Raw genomic sequence first — 15,926 nt, 5'->3', positions numbered from 1 at the left:
CCTTGTCAAAATAGACGTTCCCACCCTTGCTTCAGGAATGCGGGAAAAATGCGGCGGTTTTTAGGAATTCACCCCGGAAAAAGCCGCATTCACCACGGGACTGTTTCTACAGTGTAGAAGATGACCGCTTTAGGTGCAAAATTCACGGGGAATGGCGGACAATACCCTACCCCTTTTGGTAAGGCCTACATGCCCGAAAGCACGGCGACCGAGTCCCAGTTCACCCAGAGCGCCAGCGCCGTCAGCCCCAGCGCCACCGCGCCGAACCCAAGGTCGTGCAGCCCGTCCCAGGCCCCCATGCGCCGCGCCAGCCAGACCACCACCGGGTAGGCCGCCAGGTAGGCGCAGCCCATGCCGACCAGCGCGCCCAGCAGCCCCGCTGCCTCCAGCCCAAGCAACAGCCCGGCCCAAAGCAGCAGCGCCCGTGCCAGCGCGAGGACAAAGAAGCGTTTCGAATCCCCCGCCGCCAGCGCCGCCTGATCGTAGGTCATGACGATCAGCGCGGGCATCTGCGCGCAGGCCAGCACCACGGCCACGGCCCCCGCCGCGATGTAGCGGTCGTCGTAAAGCAGGCTCACCAGCCAGTCGCCCAGCAGGGCAAAGACCCCGACGAACCCCATCAGCATCGCCGTGACCACCACCCGCATCTTGCGCAGCTTGGCGAAATTGGCGGCGCTCTCCTTCGGCGGCGCTTCGCGGTAGATCGGGATCAGGATCTTCTGCGTCACCATGTAGCCCAGCATCATCGGGAAGGACGCCCAGAAGAAGCCGATGTTGTAGACCCCGAACACCTCCAGCGCGAGGTGCTTGCCCATCAGGATCTTGTCCGCCTGGTTGTAGAAGAACCCCGCGATGGTCGCCAGGAACACCCATTTGCCGAACAGCATCAGCTCCGACACGGCCTCCCGCTCCCAGTGAAAGCGGTTGCGCGGTCCGGGCAGGAACACCGTGTTCAGGATTACCTGCATCACGGACCCCACCAGCGCCGAAACGACCAGCGCCCAGACGCTTTGCCACCACCACGCAAGGAGGATCGCCACCACGACGCCCGACAGCTGCGTGGCCATGTCCAGAACCGTCACCCGCCCCAGCATCAGGTGCCGGTTGGCGGTAATCATGCTGGTGGGCCGGAACCCGTCGATCGCCAGGGTCAAGGCCGCCACGGGCAACATCGCGGCCAGCTCCGGCTGGTCGTAGAACTGCGCCATCGGCCAGGCCAGCGCACAGGCCACCGCCCAAAGCCCAAAGCCCCGCAACACCTGCATGGTCCAGCCGGTGTTCAGGAATTCAGGATCATCGCCGCGCTTCGACTGCATCACCGCAGGCACAACACCCACGTCCGAAAACTGGTGCAGCCCCATCAGGAACACCATCACCAGCGCCATCAGGCCAAAGGCCTCGGGGAACAACAGACGCGTCAGGATCAGGTTCGACGCCAGCCGCACCATCTGGCTGAAGCCAAAGCCCCCCACCGTCAGCAGGCTCGACCGCAGCACCCGCGCCCCAAGCCCCTGCCCCGTCATGCCCGGAATGGTTATCCTCACCGCCCCCTGCTCCATCCCTCGGCGCGTCCCGCCGTCAGTTTCACGGCCAGGGCAACGCCCGCGTAGACGCCGAACCCCAGCGGGTCGCGCAGCGCGATCCCCAGCTTCTCACGCAGCGGAAAGGGCTTTTTGTCGTCGTTTTTCAACAAATGCGGATACAATTTTTCGATCTCATGCACCCCGGCGTCCTGCCTGCGCCTGACGCGCACCAGCCGCCCGAACCCCTCGGCAATCGGCCAGTCATACGGCGCGGGCACCCCATGCCGTTCCTCGGGGGTAAAGCTCAGCCGCACGAAGGTGTCATCGGAAATGATGTCAGGAAATTCCCCCCAACGCGCACGCCCCGCCGCGTTCACCGCGAACAGCCCGCAGCCCGGCACGCCCTCGCGCATGAAGGGCACGCGCGCCCACATTCGCGCATAGGCCCGGCTGACCGCACCCTGCGCCGTGATCCGGCAGGCACCGCTGGCATAGGCGGGCGCATCGCCCTGCAAGGCCTGCACGATCTGCGCCAACACCCCCGGCGACACCGTCACATCCGCATCGAGGTAAATCCGTACCGGCCCACGAGCCACCGCATCCCCGGCATTCAGCGCACCCAGCTTGCCACCCTCGGCGCGTTCCAACACCCGCAACGCCCAGCCCTTCGCGGCAAAAGCCTCTGCGAACGCCCGCGCCCGCGCCGCCGTATCGTCCCGGCAGCCGTTCGCCACGACGACGACTTCGACGCCCTCGACCCCGTCGGACTGCAAAAGCGCAGAAAGGCAGCCGCCGATCAGCGCTGCCTCGTTCGACGCCGGCAGCACAACCGTGGCCCGCATTCCGTCTGAATCCTTCGCTTTCCCCACAACCCGTACCCGCTGCGCCACACCCGGCGAAAAACCTGAACGCTTCCGGAACATTACTTTCAGTTAACTATGGCCAAATGAAGGAGCCGCCGGAAATACTCGGCCCAACCTGCCACGGGGAAGGCGGGGCTGCCAACTCAGGGAATCACTTTTGCCGCAAGGCCTTCGCATCGGTTACATCGTCCCGCAATTTCCGGGACAGACCCACATCTTCTTCTGGCGCGAGATCAAGGCGCTCGAAGCGATGGGGCACGAGGTGCATGTCTTCTCTACCCGCAAGCCGCCCGCGAAACTGATTTCCCACGACTGGGCGGGCGAGGCCATGGCCCGCACCACCTACCTTGGCCGCGTGAACCCGATCTTTGCCCTGTCCGCCGTGGCCAAACTGACGCCCAAGGGCCTGCCGAAATGGCTGCTGACCGAGCCGCGCGCCTTTTCAAAGGACGTGCTCATCAGCCTCGCCGCCGCCGACCGGCTGCACGCCGCGGCAAAGCGCCTGAACCTCGACCACATCCACGCCCATTCCGCCGCCCGCGCCGCCTTTATCGCCGCGCTGACGCACCACATGGGCGGGCCGCGCTACTCGCTGACCCTGCACGGACCGCTGTCCGACTACGGCCCCGGCCAGCGCTTCAAATGGCGCGATGCCAGCTTTGCCACCGTCATCACGCAAAAGCTCATGGACGAGGTGCACGAGCAGCTCGCGGGCGACCTGCCAGACCGCCTGCTGATCCGTCCCATGGGCGTCGACACCACCAATCTGAAGCGCGCCAAGCCCTATCAGCCGCCAGAGCACGGTCGCCCGATCCGCATCTTCTCCTGCGCGCGGCTGAACGTGGTGAAGGGCCATCAGGACCTCATGTCCGCCACCCGCCAGCTGATCGACCAGGGCGTCGACGTGCGCGTTGAAATCGCGGGCGAAGACGATCACGGCGGCACCGGCTACCGCACCCAGCTCGAGGATCACCTGAAGAAACTCCGCCTTCAGGACCACGTCAAACTGCTTGGCGCGATCTCGAACGTCGAGGTCAAGGCCAAGCTGGAGCAGGCGCACCTCTTTGTCCTCGCCTCCTGGCACGAACCGCTCGGCGTCGCCTATATGGAGGCCATGTCCATGGGCGTGCCCACCGTCGGCACCGACGCGGGCGGCGTGTCGGAACTGATCGCCGACGGCTCCACCGGTTACCTCGTCGAACCCAAGAACCCCGGCCAGCTGGCCCGCACCATCCGTTCGCTGGCGGGCGACCCCGACGCACTGCTGCGCCTGTCCTCGGCGGGTCGCGCCCATATCGAGGCGAACTTCCGCGCCGAACTGGGCGCCGAGGTGCTGGTCGAGGAAATCAACCGCCTGCGCGGCTAAGCCGTAGGTTGGGTTTTCAACCCACCTGCGTGTCCGATTCGCGTCGTTGTGGGTGGCAGTGCGCCGCAAAGGTTAACATGTGGCCACTTTACCCCCTGAATGTGGTCACGACTCACCTTTCAAAAAGGTTAACGCGCTTCCGTTAACGAGGCGTCCGCCCGGTTAACCCCCAAGGCTCTCCAGCGCCACATCCGGCGCGTCCTCGGCCCCGAACCGCAGCGCTTCGACCCCTGCAAGACGTGTCACACCCTGCGGTCCGCGCACCTCCGTCACCCCGTCAACCTGCTGGAATTCATAGCTTTCCTGCGCGAGCGGCAGCACCACCACGTCCTGCCCCGCGCCGCCGTTGATGACATCCGCACCGCCGCCTGAAACTATAACGTCGTCTCCGCCCAGCGCGACCACGTAATCCTCGGCCGCCGTGCCCTCGATCCGCTCGGCGGCACCGGACCCCAGGACCCGGATTCCGTCAGCGAAAACAGTGGCTTCGCGCTCCTCCCACTGTGGACCAGAGGCATTGTAGGCCGCCAGCATGTCCCAACGCGGGTTGGAATCCTCAAGATGTCTTAACGCGCCCCACGAGCCCCATTGCGAGGCCGGGGCCACGTCCACAAACGCATTGAACAACGTCCCGCCCGATGCTGCCCAGCCACCCAGCAACTGCTCATAAAGTTTCGCCATTTCAGGGGTATAGTTGAAAACCTTGAAGAACTCCGTCAGCCTCTCGTCATTCACCTGCGCACCGTGCGCCGTGACATGCGTGCCACCTTCGTACATCACGAGGTCCAAATCATAACGCCGCGCCGCGCCCGCCTGATAGGGGAACACTTCGTTAACCAGTTGCGATAAACTGCCTTCTTCCAAGGCTTTAGCCACCGGGGCAATCGCCGCCTCGAACCGCGCGGCCTTCACGAACTCGCGCAGGGACACCCGCCGCAGGCCCTCGGCCTCGCCCGCCTTGGTCGCCAGCGCCTCGGACTGGTCGAGCCAGCCGTTCATGCGCTGCGCCATCTCTTCCGAGCCCATTTCGTAGCCAAAATATCCCGTGATCGCATAGGCATCGAAGCTTTCGACCGGCTTGCGCCCCAACGCAAGGTACGCCAGCGGCGCTACGAGGATCTGCTCCTCCAGCCCCGGCCAGCCGGTGTGCGTGCCAATCACCCGCACCAGCCGCGCCTCGGCCTCATCGCCGTAAACCTCGCTCCAGATGTCCATAACTTGTGCCGAGCGCAGCCCGTACCACTGCATCCAGCCAAGTTCGCTTTCGCCCCAAAGCGTCGTCGCCTGTGCCCGCGCATAGCCCGCTTGCGGAAAGATCTGGTTCCAGACCTCGTTGGAATACTCGACATAGGCTTTCAAACCGGGGTCGAGATCGCGGTTAACCATCTCCGCAAAATGCCGGACATAATCGTCATCCGCCGCGTGCGGCATGTTGAACCACGGGTCCGCCCCCAGCACGTTCGCCAGCCGTACCATGACCTCGAGCGGCACGCCCCAGTCCAGCCAGTTGGCGCTTTCCATCACGGGGCGGTCGGCCCAATTCATCACCGGCGAGCCGTTGGTCAGCATCCAGTCCATGAAGCGCACCGACCGCGCATCCTGAATCCTCTCCAGAAACAAGGGGTTGAACAGCGCCCCGGCCTCGTACAGTGGCAGGTATTCCTCCTTCACGATGGCGATGTTCCGGATCGGATCGTCGGCGGAAACCTCATCGATCCGCACCCCCACCAGCCCCTCGCCAGGGCTGTACGAAAACGTCACGCGGCCGTCGTCGTAGCGCACACGCCGCGCCCGTCCGGTGACTTCAAGTTTGCCGGTGCCCTCGTAGGTCAGCACGTAATCTCCGCGCAACCACTCCTGCCCTTCGTCCTGATCGGTTAACAGGACGGCCTCAAGCGCCACCACCTCCGGCGGGATCGCAACCGGATAGTCATATTCATTAAGATACCCGCCCGCGCGCAGTTCCTCGGTCGACATGGCGCCCCACTCCGTCGCGGAATGTCCCACCCAGCCGCGCGCGGATTTCATCATGTTCACAAAGGGATGCTGCGTCGACCAATCGGAAATCCCGTTCAGCCCGAACCCCAGCGACGGCAGCCCCGCAGGCCGCATCCCGCTGGCGGGCAACACCAGCGCCTCGCGCTCCGGCAAGTCCGGCGCGGCCTCTTCGGTGACCTCTGCCACCACCTCTGACCCGCGCGCCTCCACGGTCGCCGCAGCCGTCGCCACCGGCGCCGCCGCCCAGATCGCCTCGGCAATCGCGCCGTAGTTCAACACCACATCCGGATGCAACGTCGCCGGAGGCCGATAGCGCGCCGGGGGCGGCGCGTCGTAAAGCCAGCTATAAACCACCATGGAGGCAAGGAAATACAGCGACGGCGTCCCATGCGGCGCGCCATCCTCATACAGCGCCTCGACGGGCACATCGGCCAGCGGACCGCCCTCCGCCATCAACCCCGCCAGGACAGAGGCCACCGGGATCAACTCGACCTCCAGATCGGGACGGGTCACGTCGAGCACGTTCACCAGATCGCGATACCACTGGTGGTATTCACCAAGGTTAACCTGATGATAGCGCTCGAAATCCCTCTCGCCCGGAGGAAACCGCCCGGTGATCGCCTCCATCTCGGCCCAGCCTTCGTAGACGAACAGGCGCGAGGCCGGGCTTTGCTCGTGCACCCAATCGAACAACTTCTGCATCGCGCCCAACGGGCTTTCGCCGGTCGAATTGTCCCCCTCGTAAGGCACGTCAGGCAGCTGGTACTGGATAAAATTCGCAGGCGTCACAAGGACATCGGTGAACCCACCGTCGCCGAATCCCCCCTGCCCCGGCCCCCAGACGCCCTTCACGCCGCTGAAAGACCAATTGGCAGACGGCGGCAGGCTCTCGGCAAAGTTGCGCAGAAAACCCCACTGGCCGTCGACGCCAAAGGTCCGCCCATCGGCCTTCGCCATCTCGTTCAGCCAATGCGGCACGTTGGTGTTCTCGGCCTTCTCGCTGAGGTGATGCACCAGCGAATTGCCAAAGATGTAAACCTTGGCCTCCTGCCGCTCTGCCACGGCAGCGCCTGCCAACCCCAAGCCGAGAGCCAAGGCCCAAACCACTGTCCTGATCATCGCACTGCCCCGCCTGTCATGGCCTGTTTTCCCGGAGTATGCCCCAAATCCCCGACGCATCAAAGCCATGCCACCCGCCCCGCGCGAGTTTTTGCGCTTTTCATGGGTTTTCATTTACAATTGCAGGCGTATAGTGCGGCCCATGATGACCTTGGCCCATATCACGAATGCTCCGCGTCTTCCGGCGCCTTTCGTGCGTGGCCACGACCTGCTGCTAGCACGCCTCTGAGCGTGCACCTGTCGGCGCGCCTGCTCAGAGGAGACATGTGACGCGCCGAGCCATTCCAACAGCAGTCAGGACACATACATGACACCGATCAATCTGGCCCAGAAACTGGCCATGTTCTCAACGCACTGGGACCCGCATGTCGTCGCGTCGTACAATGACAACGACATCATGGTGGTGAAATTTCAGGGCGCGTTTCCCTTTCACAAGCACGACACGACCGACGACTTCTTTCTCGTTCTGGAAGGCGAGATGGTGATGGAGTACGAGGATCGCGACCCGGTGACCGTAAAGGCGGGCGAGATCGTAATCGTGCCCGCCGGACAGGTGCATCGCCCCCGCGCTGACGTGGAGGTAAAGGTGCTGCTGATCGAGCCGAAAGGTGAACCAAATTCCGGTGATGCCGACATGACCCCGGCCACCAAACCGCAAATCTGAAACGGACCAAGACAATGACCGATTCCAACCGCGTCCTCATCTTCGACACCACGCTCCGTGACGGCGAACAGTCGCCCGGCGCGACCATGACCCATGATGAAAAGCTCGAGATCGCCGAGCTGCTCGACGACATGGGGGTCGACATCATCGAAGCGGGCTTCCCCATCGCCTCCGAGGGCGATTTCGCCGCCGTCTCCGAGATCGCCAAGCGATCGAAGAACGCCGTGATCTGCGGCCTTGCCCGCGCGCAACTGCCCGACATCGACCGCTGCATGGAGGCGGTGAAACACGCCGCGCAGCCGCGCATCCACACCTTCATCGGCACCTCGCCACTGCACCGCGCCATTCCGAACCTCACCATGGACGAGATGGCCGACCGCATCCACCAGACGGTGACCCATGCGCGCAACATCTGCGACAATGTCCAGTGGTCGCCCATGGACGCGACGCGCACCGAATGGGATTACCTCTGCCGCGTGATCGAGATCGCGATCAAGGCCGGGGCAACGACCATCAACATCCCCGACACCGTCGGCTACACCGCGCCGCGCGAAAGCGCCGACCTCATCCGCCGCCTGATCGAGACCGTGCCCGGCGCCGACGATGTGGTCTTTGCCACCCATTGCCACAACGACCTCGGCATGGCGACGGCGAACTCTCTCGCGGCAGTCGAGGCCGGCGCGCGCCAGATCGAATGCACCATCAACGGGCTCGGCGAACGCGCAGGCAACACCGCCTTGGAAGAGGTCGTGATGGCCATGAAGGTCCGCCACGACATCATGCCTTTCGACACCGGCATCGACACGAAGAAGATCATGCATATCTCGCGCCGCGTCGCCACGGTGTCTGGCTTCCAGGTGCAGCCGAACAAGGCCATCGTGGGCAAGAACGCCTTTGCCCATGAATCCGGTATCCACCAGGACGGCATGCTGAAGAACAAGGAAACCTTCGAGATCATGCGCCCGGAGGACGTGGGCCTCGCCGGGACCTCCCTGCCGCTCGGCAAACACTCCGGCCGCGCCGCCCTGCGCGCCAAGCTCAAGGACCTCGGCACCGAGGTGGGCGACAACCAGCTCAAGGACATCTTCGTCCGCTTCAAGGACCTCGCCGACCGCAAGAAGGAGGTCTTCGACGACGACATCCTCGCGCTGGTCTCCGCCACCACCGAAGGTGCGGACGCGATCCAGCTGGTGAACCTCCGCGTCACCTGCGGCACAGTCCCCGCCGAGGCCGAGATCGAGCTTGAAATCGACGGCAAGGACCAGCAGGCCACCTCCGAAGGCGACGGCCCCGTCGATGCCACCTTCAAGGCGATCCGCGTCCTCCACCCCAACAAGGCGCGGCTGCAACTCTACCAGGTGAACGCCGTGACCGAAGGCACCGACGCACAGGCCACCGTCTCCGTCCGGCTCGAAGAGGACGGCATGATCGCCACCGGCCAGTCGGCCCATACCGACACCGTCGTGGCCTCCGCGCTGGCCTATATCCAGGCTCTCAACCGCCTCCTCGTCCGCCGCGCCAAGGTCGGCCCCGGCGCCGACAAGCGCGAGATCAGCTACAAGCAGCACTGAACGAAAACGCCCGGGCCTCATCCGCCCGGGCGTTCCTGTTCCGGGCGCCGCGCCCCTGCTTCTTCTTGGTCCAAATATCTCCGGGGGAGCGCCGCAGGCGCGGGGGCAGCGCCCCCTCTTCAGCTCTTCTTCACGAACTTCGTCAGGATCACGATCCGCTGACCCTCGACCCGGCCCGAAATGTGCTCGGCATTGTCCGGCTCCAGCGAAATCTTCCGCACCGCCGTCCCCTGTTTCGCGGTAAATCCCGCGCCCTTCACCGGCAGCGCCTTGATCAGCGTGACCGTATCGCCGTTCTGCAACACCGTGCCGTTCACGTCGCGATGCACGATCGCATCGCCCGACGGCGCACCGGCCTGCGCCCACTCCATGACCTCCCGCTCCAGATAGGCCATCTCCAGCAGGTCATTCGCCCAGGCCGCGTCCAGCGCGTTCAGCAGCCGCCAGGCCACCACCTGCTCGGCGGGTTCGGTCGACCAGATCGCCTCGTTCAGGCACTGCCAGTGCGGGCCATCCTCGGGACCACCCTGCACCCCCGCAAGGCAGGTCTCGCACAGCGCGATCTCGTCATCCTTGGGGGTCACGGTATAGGGGCTGGTCGGCTCGGCCTTGCAAAGCGCACATTGGGTCATTGGAAATCTCCTTGGTTGACCGGGCAATGGCCCCTGCGCGGGCAAAAGTCCATGCGCCAATCCGCCCTCAGAACAGCAGCCCCACCACCAGCGGCGCCAGCACCGCCGTCAGGATCGCGTTCAACCCCATACCGATGCCGGAAAACGCCCCCGCCGTCGGGTGGATGCGAAAGGCATGCGCCGTCCCGATTCCATGCGCCGCGACGCCAACGGCAAATCCGCGCGCCCGCCAGTCCTTCACGCCCAAAGCGTTCAGCATGGGCGTCGACACCACCGCCCCGATGATCCCCGTCAGGATCACCAGCGCGGCGGTCAGCGTCGGGATGCCGCCCACCGCCTCGGACACGCCCAGCGCCACCGGGGCAGTGGCCGATTTCGGCGCCAGCGACAGCAGCACCGCGCCCCGCAACCCCATGGCCCAAGCCAGCCCCAGTGCCGACAGCATCGCCACCAGTGACCCGGCCAGCAGCGCCGCCAGCATCGGCAGCGCGGCCCGCCGCACCCGCCCGAGGTTCAGGTACAGCGGCAGCGCCAGCCCCACCGTCGCCGGGCCAAGCATGAAATGCACGAACTGCGCGCCCTGAAAATACGTGTCGTAACGCGTGCCCGTCCCACGCAGCACCAGCGCCAGAAGGATCACCGCGATCAACACCGGGTTCGCCAGCGGATGCCGGTTCAACAGCGCCGACACCCCCTCGGCGGCGGTATAGGCCGCCAGTGTCAGCGTCAGCCAAAGCAGCGGCTCCCGCGCGAGGTAGGACCAGAGCGCCAGCGCCTCATCCATCCTCCAGCCCTCCGGTCAGCCGTGCCACCAGCACGAAGGCTCCGACCCCGGCAAGGATCGCCAGCACGGTGGACCCCACCAGCGCAACGATCAGCCCGATCCCATGCGCCGCGATCACGTCGAGATGCGCCACCACGCCCACCCCGGCAGGCACGAACAACAGCGACAGATGCGCCAACAGTCCCTGCACGGTCTCCTGCATGTAGCCCGCCAGTCGCGGCACGATCAGGAAGGCTGTAAACAACCCCGCCAGCCCCAGCACCGGGCCGGGCACCGCCAGCGACAACCCACGCGACACGGTCTCTCCTGCCAGCTGGAACGCCAGCAGGATCAGCACGACCCGGATCACAGCATCGACGGCACGACCTGGTCCGGCGGACGATGCCCGTCGGCAAAGGTCTTGATGTTGATGATGACCTTCTCGCCCATCTCGACACGCCCCTCACGCGTGGCCGACCCCATCTGAGGCGTCATCACCACGTTCGACATGGCCCGCAGATCGGCGTTCCCGTGCGAGCCCTGCTCGTAGACGTCCAGCCCCGCGCCGCCCAGCTGCCCGGCCTTCAAGAGCCGCACCAGCGCGTTCTCGTCGATCACCTCCCCGCGCGAAGTGTTCACGATCACCGCATCCGGCTTCATCAACTGCAACCGCCGCGCGTTCAGCAGGTGAAAGGTCGAGGGCGTCGAGGGACAGTTCACGCTGACAACATCCATGCGCGCCAGCATCTGGTCGAGGCTCTCCCACCAGGTCGCGTCCAGCGCCCCTTCGACCTCGGGCCGCAGCCGCCGCCGATTGTGGTAATGCACCTGCATCCCAAAGGCCGCCGCGCGCTTCGCGACCGCCTGCCCGATACGCCCCATGCCAAGGATGCCCAGCCGCTTGCCGCCCAGTCGACCGCCCAGGAACGCCGTCGGCGCCCAGCCCTGCCAGGACCCGTCCTGCATCACCGCCAGCCCGTCCGGCAGCCGCCGCGTCACCGCCAGCATCAGCGCCATCACCATGTCGGCGGTGTCATCCGTCACCACCCCCGGCGTGTTCGACACAAGGATGCCCCGCGACCGCGCCGTCGCCACGTCGATGTGATCGAACCCCGCGCCGTAGTTGGCGATCAGCTTCAGCCGCTCGCCCGCCTGCCCGATCAGGCCCGCGTCGATCCTGTCGGTGATCGCGGGCACCAGAACGTCGCAGTCCTGCACCGCCGCCACCAGTTCCTCGCGGGTCATGGGCGTATCTTCCAGACGCAACCTGACGTCGAACAGTTCCGACAGACGCGTCTCGACAACTTCGGGCAAGCGTCGCGTCAGGACAACACTCAGACGTTTTGATGGCATGGAGGCTCTCCCGTGCTTCTCCGATGGGCGCGTTACGGCTAACCTGCGTCAGGACCGGACGGGGCACAAGAACCCGCCGAACAAAAAGAGCAGGCGGACATGTTCAGACACCTCGCGACAGCGTGCATTGCGCTGATCCTGGCGGCAACCTCGGCCCCAATCTCGGCATTGGCGGCGGAACGCGGCTCCGTGACCAACCTCCCCATCCCGCGCTACGTCTCGATGAAGGCGGCCGAGGGCAACGTGCGCCGCGGCCCCTCGCTCAGCCACCGCATCGACTGGGTCTACACCCGCCGCGACATGCCGCTCGAAGTCACCGCCGAATATGGCCACTGGCGCCGCGTGCGCGATCGCGACGGCGCTGGCGGCTGGGTGCATTACTCCCTGCTCTCCGGTGTGCGCACCGTCATCGTCGAAGAGGACATGCTCTCCCTCTACGCCCGCCCCTCGCGCGATTCACAGGTCAACGCCCGCCTCGAACTGGGCGTGATCGCGCGCCTCGGCGAATGCGGCGTCGACTGGTGCCAACTCACCACGGGCGGATACAAGGGCTGGGCCCCGAAAGCCGCCCTCTGGGGCGTCGCCCCGGACGAAATCCGCGACTGAACACGAAAAAGCGCCCGGCCAAACGAACCGGACGCCCCTGCTTCTTTGGTTTTCCAAATACCCTCGGGGGAGTCTGCCAGCGGCAGACGGGGGCAGCGCCCCCTCTCGCACCAAGATCAGTAGAACATCGCCACGTTGTTGCGCAGGATGATCTCCACCGCGATCAGCGCGACGAAGAAAAGCAGCGGCGCAAGGTCCAGCCCCCCCATGGGCGGCAGGAACGACCGCAGCTTGCTGTAGATCGGCTCCAGCAGCCGGTTCAGCCCGTCCCAGATCGAGGCCACCAGCGGCTGGCGCAGGTTCAGGATCTGAAAGTTGATGAGCCAGCTCATGATGACATGCGCGATCACGATGAACTTCACGATGCCGATGATCATCAGCAGAATCTGGAAAAGCGAAATCATCGCAGGCCTCTTCATATTTCGGTTGCGTACCACCTAAGCGCCCGACGCCCGCAGAACAAGAGTGCCGCGAGGTCTTGGTTGACGTTGCTGCCGCAGCGCAGCATGTCCCGGGGTCAAAGGAGTCCTGCCATGTATCCCTTCTTCCGCCTCTTCAAGGACATGCGCGCCGCCCGCCGGATGCCGCGCATGGGCATCTTCGACACCCATGTCTCGCACCACCGCTGCATGCCCTGGGACCTCGACATGTGGAACGAATTGAACAACGGCCGCACCCTGACGCTCTATGACCTGGGCCGCATTCCCATGGCGGAACGCATGGGTCTTCTGGACGTGCTCAAGCGCGAGAAATGGGGCCTCACCGTCGCAGGCTCCGTGGTACGCTACCGCCGCCGCGTGCGCGGCTTCGACAAGGTCGAGGTACAAACCCGCGCCATCGGCTGGGACCATCGTTTCACCTACATCGAACAAAGCATGTGGAAGGAGGACGGAGAATGCTCCAGCCAGATCGTGCTGCGCACCGCCATCACCGACCGCAACGGCATCGTGACGACCGACCGCCTCGCCGCCGCCATGGGCGTCGACATGACTACGGCACCCACCCTCCCAGACTGGGTCACGAAATGGATCGAGGCCGAAGCCGCACGCCCCTGGCCGCCCCACCGCGAAACCTGAGCCGGTTACGCACAACCTCCGGTCACGCGTAGGTCGGGGTTCCACCCCGACTCCCCCGGTTCCATCTTGCCAGCCCCTCCCGCACAGGCTCTAACCTGCCCGCAGGGGGGACGACATGACCACGACACACCGCAAACGCATCTGGGGCTGGGCCTTCTACGACTGGGCACAGCAGCCCTACGCCACGCTTGGCCTCACCTTCATCTTCGCCCCCTATTTCGCCGCCGTCGCCGCCGAATGGTTCCTGGCGCACGGTCAGGCCGATCAGGCCGCCCGCGCCAGCGCCCAGGGGCTGTGGTCCTCGGCCCAGACCGTCGCGGGCCTCGTCATCGCCTTTTCCGCGCCCTTCCTCGGCGCTTGGGCCGACTCCACCGGGCGAAAACTCCCCTGGATCCGCGTCTTCACCGCCCTCGCCATTGTCTGCGCCTTCGCCCTCTGGGGGCTGAAGCCCGACGGCACCGGCCTGATGGTGGCTCTCGTGGCCTTCTGGGCGGGCTTCGTCTTCTCCGAATCCGCCTTCAACCTGAACAACGCGCTGCTGCCCTCCCTCGGCTCTCGCGCAGAGATCGGCCGCATCTCCGGCATGGCCACCGCCTTTGGCTATTGGGGCGGGGTGCTGTCGCTCTTCATCATGCTGCTCTTTCTGGCGGAAAACGACAGCGGCAAGACCCTCATCGGCCTCTCGCCGCTCTTTGGCCTCGACCCCGAGGCACGCGAAGGCACCCGCTCTGTCGGACCCTTCATCGCCATCTGGTTCGCGCTCTTTACGATCCCCTACTTCCTCACCATCCGCGAGGACCGCACACCGCACAGCGCCACCATCGGCTCGATGCTGCGCGACCTGCGCGCCTCGGTGACGGCCATCCGGAAACGCCGCTCCTGCCTGAACTTCCTCGTGGGCAGCATGTTCTACCGCGACGCGCTGACCGCGCTTTACAGCTACGGCGGCATCTACGCGAAACTGGTGCTCGACTGGACCATCATCCAGATCGGCGTCTTCGGCATCATCGCCGCCATCGCTGCCGCCGTCATCAGCTGGATCGGCGGCATCGCCGATGAACGCCTTGGCCCGAAACCTGTGATCCTCGCCAGCATCTGGGCGCTCATCATCGTCTCCACCGTGGTCGTCGGCATGTCACGAGACCACCTTTTCATGATCCCGCTGCCCCCCGGCAGCCTGATCCCCGACGTCACCTTCTTCATCTGCGGCGCGATCATGGGCGGTGCGGGCGGCGCGCTTTACTCCGCTTCGCGCTCGCTCATGGTGCGCCACACCGACCCCGAGCGCCCCGCCGAAGCCTTCGGCCTCTTCGCCCTCACCGGCAAGGCCACCGCCTTCCTTGCCCCAGCGCTCATCACCCTCTTCACATTGTGGACCCAATCGAACCAATTGGGCTTTCTCCCCGTGATCTTCCTTTTCCTCCTCGGCCTCTTCCTGCTACGCTGGGTGCGACCCGAAGGGGATATGACCCAATGATCCGCAAGACATTCCTGATTGCCCTCATGGCCCTCGCGGCCTGTTCCCCCGCCCCCCGCGACATCTCGGGCGAGCGGATGGAAGTGGCGAAACCCATCGACCCGGTGCTGTCCTCGAAACAGGCCAAGCAGCTGTTCGGCTCCAAATCCAGCGCCTCCGCGCAGGCCTCCGCGCCCTATGGCTCCTATTCCAAGGGCTGCCTCGCAGGCGGCGCGGAACTGCCCGAGACCGGCCCGACATGGCAGGCCATGCGCCTGTCGCGCAACCGCAACTGGGGCCACCCGGAACTGGTGGACTTCGTGCAGGATCTCAGCCGCAAAGCCGCGCAGCAACCCGGCTGGAAAGGCATCTACGTCGGCGACATGAGCCAGCCGCGCGGCGGCCCCATGCTGACCGGCCACGCCAGCCACCAGATCGGCCTCGACGCCGACATCTGGATGCTGCCTGCCAACGACCTGACCCTCTCCGCCAAGGCGCGCGAGAACATCTCGTCCATTTCCATGCGCCGTTCGTCGGGTGCCTATACCAACGACAAATGGACCCGGCAGCACCACGAGATTATCAAGGCCGCCGCGCAGGATCCGCGCACCGCGCGCATCTTTGTCTTTCCGGGCGCCAAGGTGCAGATGTGCAAGGACGAGAAAGGCGACCGCGCCTGGCTGCGCAAGGTCCGTCCGTGGTGGGGCCACCACTACCACTTCCACGTCCGCCTGAACTGCCCCAAGGGCGCGGCGGGCTGCGTCAACCAGGCGGCACCGCCTGCCGGGGACGGCTGCGCCGACGCCGAACAGTGGGTGAAGAACATCCTCAATCCGCCGCCGCCGGACCCGAATGCCAAGCCCGCCCCGCCCCGGCGCGAGCTGACCATGGGCGACCTCCCCGGCCAATGCGCCGACGTTCTCGCCGCCCAGTAAC

15 protein-coding genes are annotated in these 15,926 nt (G+C 65.4%); 7 read left to right on the top strand and 8 right to left on the bottom strand.

The window, feature by feature from the left end; all coding sequences use genetic code 11:
• Positions 1–185 precede the first annotated feature (185 nt).
• Complete coding sequence (locus ACP16H_RS07510) at positions 186–1,523, bottom strand: oligosaccharide flippase family protein (RefSeq protein ID WP_425071714.1); 1,338 nt, start codon at positions 1,521–1,523, stop codon at positions 186–188.
• Positions 1,524–1,540: 17 nt separating this feature from the next.
• Positions 1,541–2,365: a glycosyltransferase gene (locus ACP16H_RS07505; RefSeq protein ID WP_425071648.1), complete on the bottom strand. Its 825-nt coding sequence runs from the start codon at positions 2,363–2,365 to the stop codon at positions 1,541–1,543.
• Positions 2,366–2,543: 178 nt separating this feature from the next.
• Between ACP16H_RS07505 and epsE the strand changes: the two genes are divergently transcribed.
• Entirely contained in the window at positions 2,544–3,752 is a 1,209-nt protein-coding gene (gene epsE, locus ACP16H_RS07500) for an exopolysaccharide biosynthesis GT4 family glycosyltransferase EpsE (protein WP_425071647.1), read from the top strand.
• A gap of 162 nt (positions 3,753–3,914) precedes the next feature.
• On the opposite strand, the gene ACP16H_RS07495 is transcribed toward epsE, so the two are convergent.
• Entirely contained in the window at positions 3,915–6,869 is a 2,955-nt protein-coding gene (locus tag ACP16H_RS07495; protein WP_425071646.1) for a calcium-binding protein, read from the bottom strand.
• A gap of 307 nt (positions 6,870–7,176) precedes the next feature.
• Here ACP16H_RS07495 and ACP16H_RS07490 point away from each other — a divergent pair, with 307 nt between their 5' ends.
• Both ACP16H_RS07490 and ACP16H_RS07485 read left to right on the top strand, forming a co-directional pair.
• Complete coding sequence (locus tag ACP16H_RS07490; RefSeq protein WP_425071645.1) at positions 7,177–7,533, top strand: cupin domain-containing protein; 357 nt, start codon at positions 7,177–7,179, stop codon at positions 7,531–7,533.
• A 14-nt stretch (positions 7,534–7,547) separates the two neighbouring features.
• The gene (locus ACP16H_RS07485) at positions 7,548–9,104 is read left to right on the top strand and encodes a 2-isopropylmalate synthase (protein WP_425071644.1); all 1,557 of its coding nucleotides are present in this window, start codon (positions 7,548–7,550) and stop codon (positions 9,102–9,104) included.
• Between the two features lie 119 nt (positions 9,105–9,223).
• Here ACP16H_RS07485 and ACP16H_RS07480 read toward each other — a convergent pair whose 3' ends face one another.
• The 4 genes from ACP16H_RS07480 to ACP16H_RS07465 all read right to left on the bottom strand — a co-directional run bounded on the left by ACP16H_RS07480 (position 9,224) and on the right by ACP16H_RS07465 (position 11,852).
• Positions 9,224–9,736 carry a PhnA domain-containing protein gene (locus ACP16H_RS07480; protein WP_425071643.1) on the bottom strand — a complete coding sequence of 171 codons (513 nt, stop codon included), beginning with the start codon at positions 9,734–9,736 and terminating at the stop codon, positions 9,224–9,226.
• Positions 9,737–9,803: 67 nt separating this feature from the next.
• Positions 9,804–10,520 carry an LrgB family protein gene (locus ACP16H_RS07475; protein WP_425071642.1) on the bottom strand — a complete coding sequence of 239 codons (717 nt, stop codon included), beginning with the start codon at positions 10,518–10,520 and terminating at the stop codon, positions 9,804–9,806.
• The gene (locus ACP16H_RS07470; protein ID WP_425071641.1) at positions 10,513–10,857 is read right to left on the bottom strand and encodes a CidA/LrgA family protein; all 345 of its coding nucleotides are present in this window, start codon (positions 10,855–10,857) and stop codon (positions 10,513–10,515) included. Before ACP16H_RS07470 ends, ACP16H_RS07475 begins: the two co-directional genes overlap by 8 nt.
• Positions 10,858–10,865: 8 nt before the next feature.
• A complete protein-coding gene (locus tag ACP16H_RS07465) occupies positions 10,866–11,852 on the bottom strand; it encodes a 2-hydroxyacid dehydrogenase (protein WP_425071640.1) in 987 nt (328 codons plus the stop codon).
• 99 nt (positions 11,853–11,951) lie between these two features.
• On the opposite strand from ACP16H_RS07465, the gene ACP16H_RS07460 reads away from it, so the two are divergent.
• Entirely contained in the window at positions 11,952–12,458 is a 507-nt protein-coding gene (locus ACP16H_RS07460) for an SH3 domain-containing protein (RefSeq protein ID WP_425071639.1), read from the top strand.
• Positions 12,459–12,574: 116 nt separating this feature from the next.
• Here the strand turns inward: ACP16H_RS07460 and ACP16H_RS07455 are convergent, their stop codons facing one another.
• The gene (locus ACP16H_RS07455) at positions 12,575–12,862 is read right to left on the bottom strand and encodes a YggT family protein (protein WP_425071638.1); all 288 of its coding nucleotides are present in this window, start codon (positions 12,860–12,862) and stop codon (positions 12,575–12,577) included.
• 129 nt (positions 12,863–12,991) lie between these two features.
• Here ACP16H_RS07455 and ACP16H_RS07450 point away from each other — a divergent pair, with 129 nt between their 5' ends.
• The 3 genes from ACP16H_RS07450 to mepA all read left to right on the top strand — a co-directional run bounded on the left by ACP16H_RS07450 (position 12,992) and on the right by mepA (position 15,925).
• Complete coding sequence (locus ACP16H_RS07450) at positions 12,992–13,534, top strand: acyl-CoA thioesterase (protein ID WP_425071637.1); 543 nt, start codon at positions 12,992–12,994, stop codon at positions 13,532–13,534.
• Positions 13,535–13,649: 115 nt separating this feature from the next.
• Entirely contained in the window at positions 13,650–15,011 is a 1,362-nt protein-coding gene (locus tag ACP16H_RS07445) for an MFS transporter (RefSeq protein WP_425071636.1), read from the top strand.
• The gene (gene mepA / locus ACP16H_RS07440) at positions 15,008–15,925 is read left to right on the top strand and encodes a penicillin-insensitive murein endopeptidase (protein WP_425071635.1); all 918 of its coding nucleotides are present in this window, start codon (positions 15,008–15,010) and stop codon (positions 15,923–15,925) included. Before ACP16H_RS07445 ends, mepA begins: the two co-directional genes overlap by 4 nt.
• Position 15,926 lies beyond the last annotated feature (1 nt).

The organism is Sagittula sp. S175 (genome assembly GCF_049800975.1).
In the GTDB taxonomy this organism is placed as follows: Bacteria; Pseudomonadota; Alphaproteobacteria; order Rhodobacterales; family Rhodobacteraceae; genus Sagittula.
The sequence above is the reverse complement of the archived record's forward strand: the minus strand, read 5'-3'. Positions and strand labels throughout refer to the sequence as shown.

Excerpts from the sequence above, each read along its gene's own strand:
- ACP16H_RS07465 (WP_425071640.1), bottom strand. The coding sequence starts at position 11,852 with ATGCCATCAAAACGTCTGAGTGTTGTCCTGACGCGACGCTTGCCCGAA.
- ACP16H_RS07460 (WP_425071639.1), top strand. The coding sequence starts at position 11,952 with ATGTTCAGACACCTCGCGACAGCGTGCATTGCGCTGATCCTGGCGGCA.
- ACP16H_RS07490 (WP_425071645.1), top strand. The coding sequence starts at position 7,177 with ATGACACCGATCAATCTGGCCCAGAAACTGGCCATGTTCTCAACGCAC.
- ACP16H_RS07510 (WP_425071714.1), bottom strand. The coding sequence starts at position 1,523 with ATGACGGGGCAGGGGCTTGGGGCGCGGGTGCTGCGGTCGAGCCTGCTG.
- ACP16H_RS07455 (WP_425071638.1), bottom strand. The coding sequence starts at position 12,862 with ATGATTTCGCTTTTCCAGATTCTGCTGATGATCATCGGCATCGTGAAG.
- ACP16H_RS07485 (WP_425071644.1), top strand. The coding sequence starts at position 7,548 with ATGACCGATTCCAACCGCGTCCTCATCTTCGACACCACGCTCCGTGAC.
- ACP16H_RS07450 (WP_425071637.1), top strand. The coding sequence starts at position 12,992 with ATGTATCCCTTCTTCCGCCTCTTCAAGGACATGCGCGCCGCCCGCCGG.
- ACP16H_RS07495 (WP_425071646.1), bottom strand. The coding sequence starts at position 6,869 with ATGATCAGGACAGTGGTTTGGGCCTTGGCTCTCGGCTTGGGGTTGGCA.
- ACP16H_RS07475 (WP_425071642.1), bottom strand. The coding sequence starts at position 10,520 with ATGGATGAGGCGCTGGCGCTCTGGTCCTACCTCGCGCGGGAGCCGCTG.
- ACP16H_RS07480 (WP_425071643.1), bottom strand. The coding sequence starts at position 9,736 with ATGACCCAATGTGCGCTTTGCAAGGCCGAGCCGACCAGCCCCTATACC.
- ACP16H_RS07505 (WP_425071648.1), bottom strand. The coding sequence starts at position 2,365 with ATGCGGGCCACGGTTGTGCTGCCGGCGTCGAACGAGGCAGCGCTGATC.
- ACP16H_RS07445 (WP_425071636.1), top strand. The coding sequence starts at position 13,650 with ATGACCACGACACACCGCAAACGCATCTGGGGCTGGGCCTTCTACGAC.
- mepA (WP_425071635.1), top strand. The coding sequence starts at position 15,008 with ATGATCCGCAAGACATTCCTGATTGCCCTCATGGCCCTCGCGGCCTGT.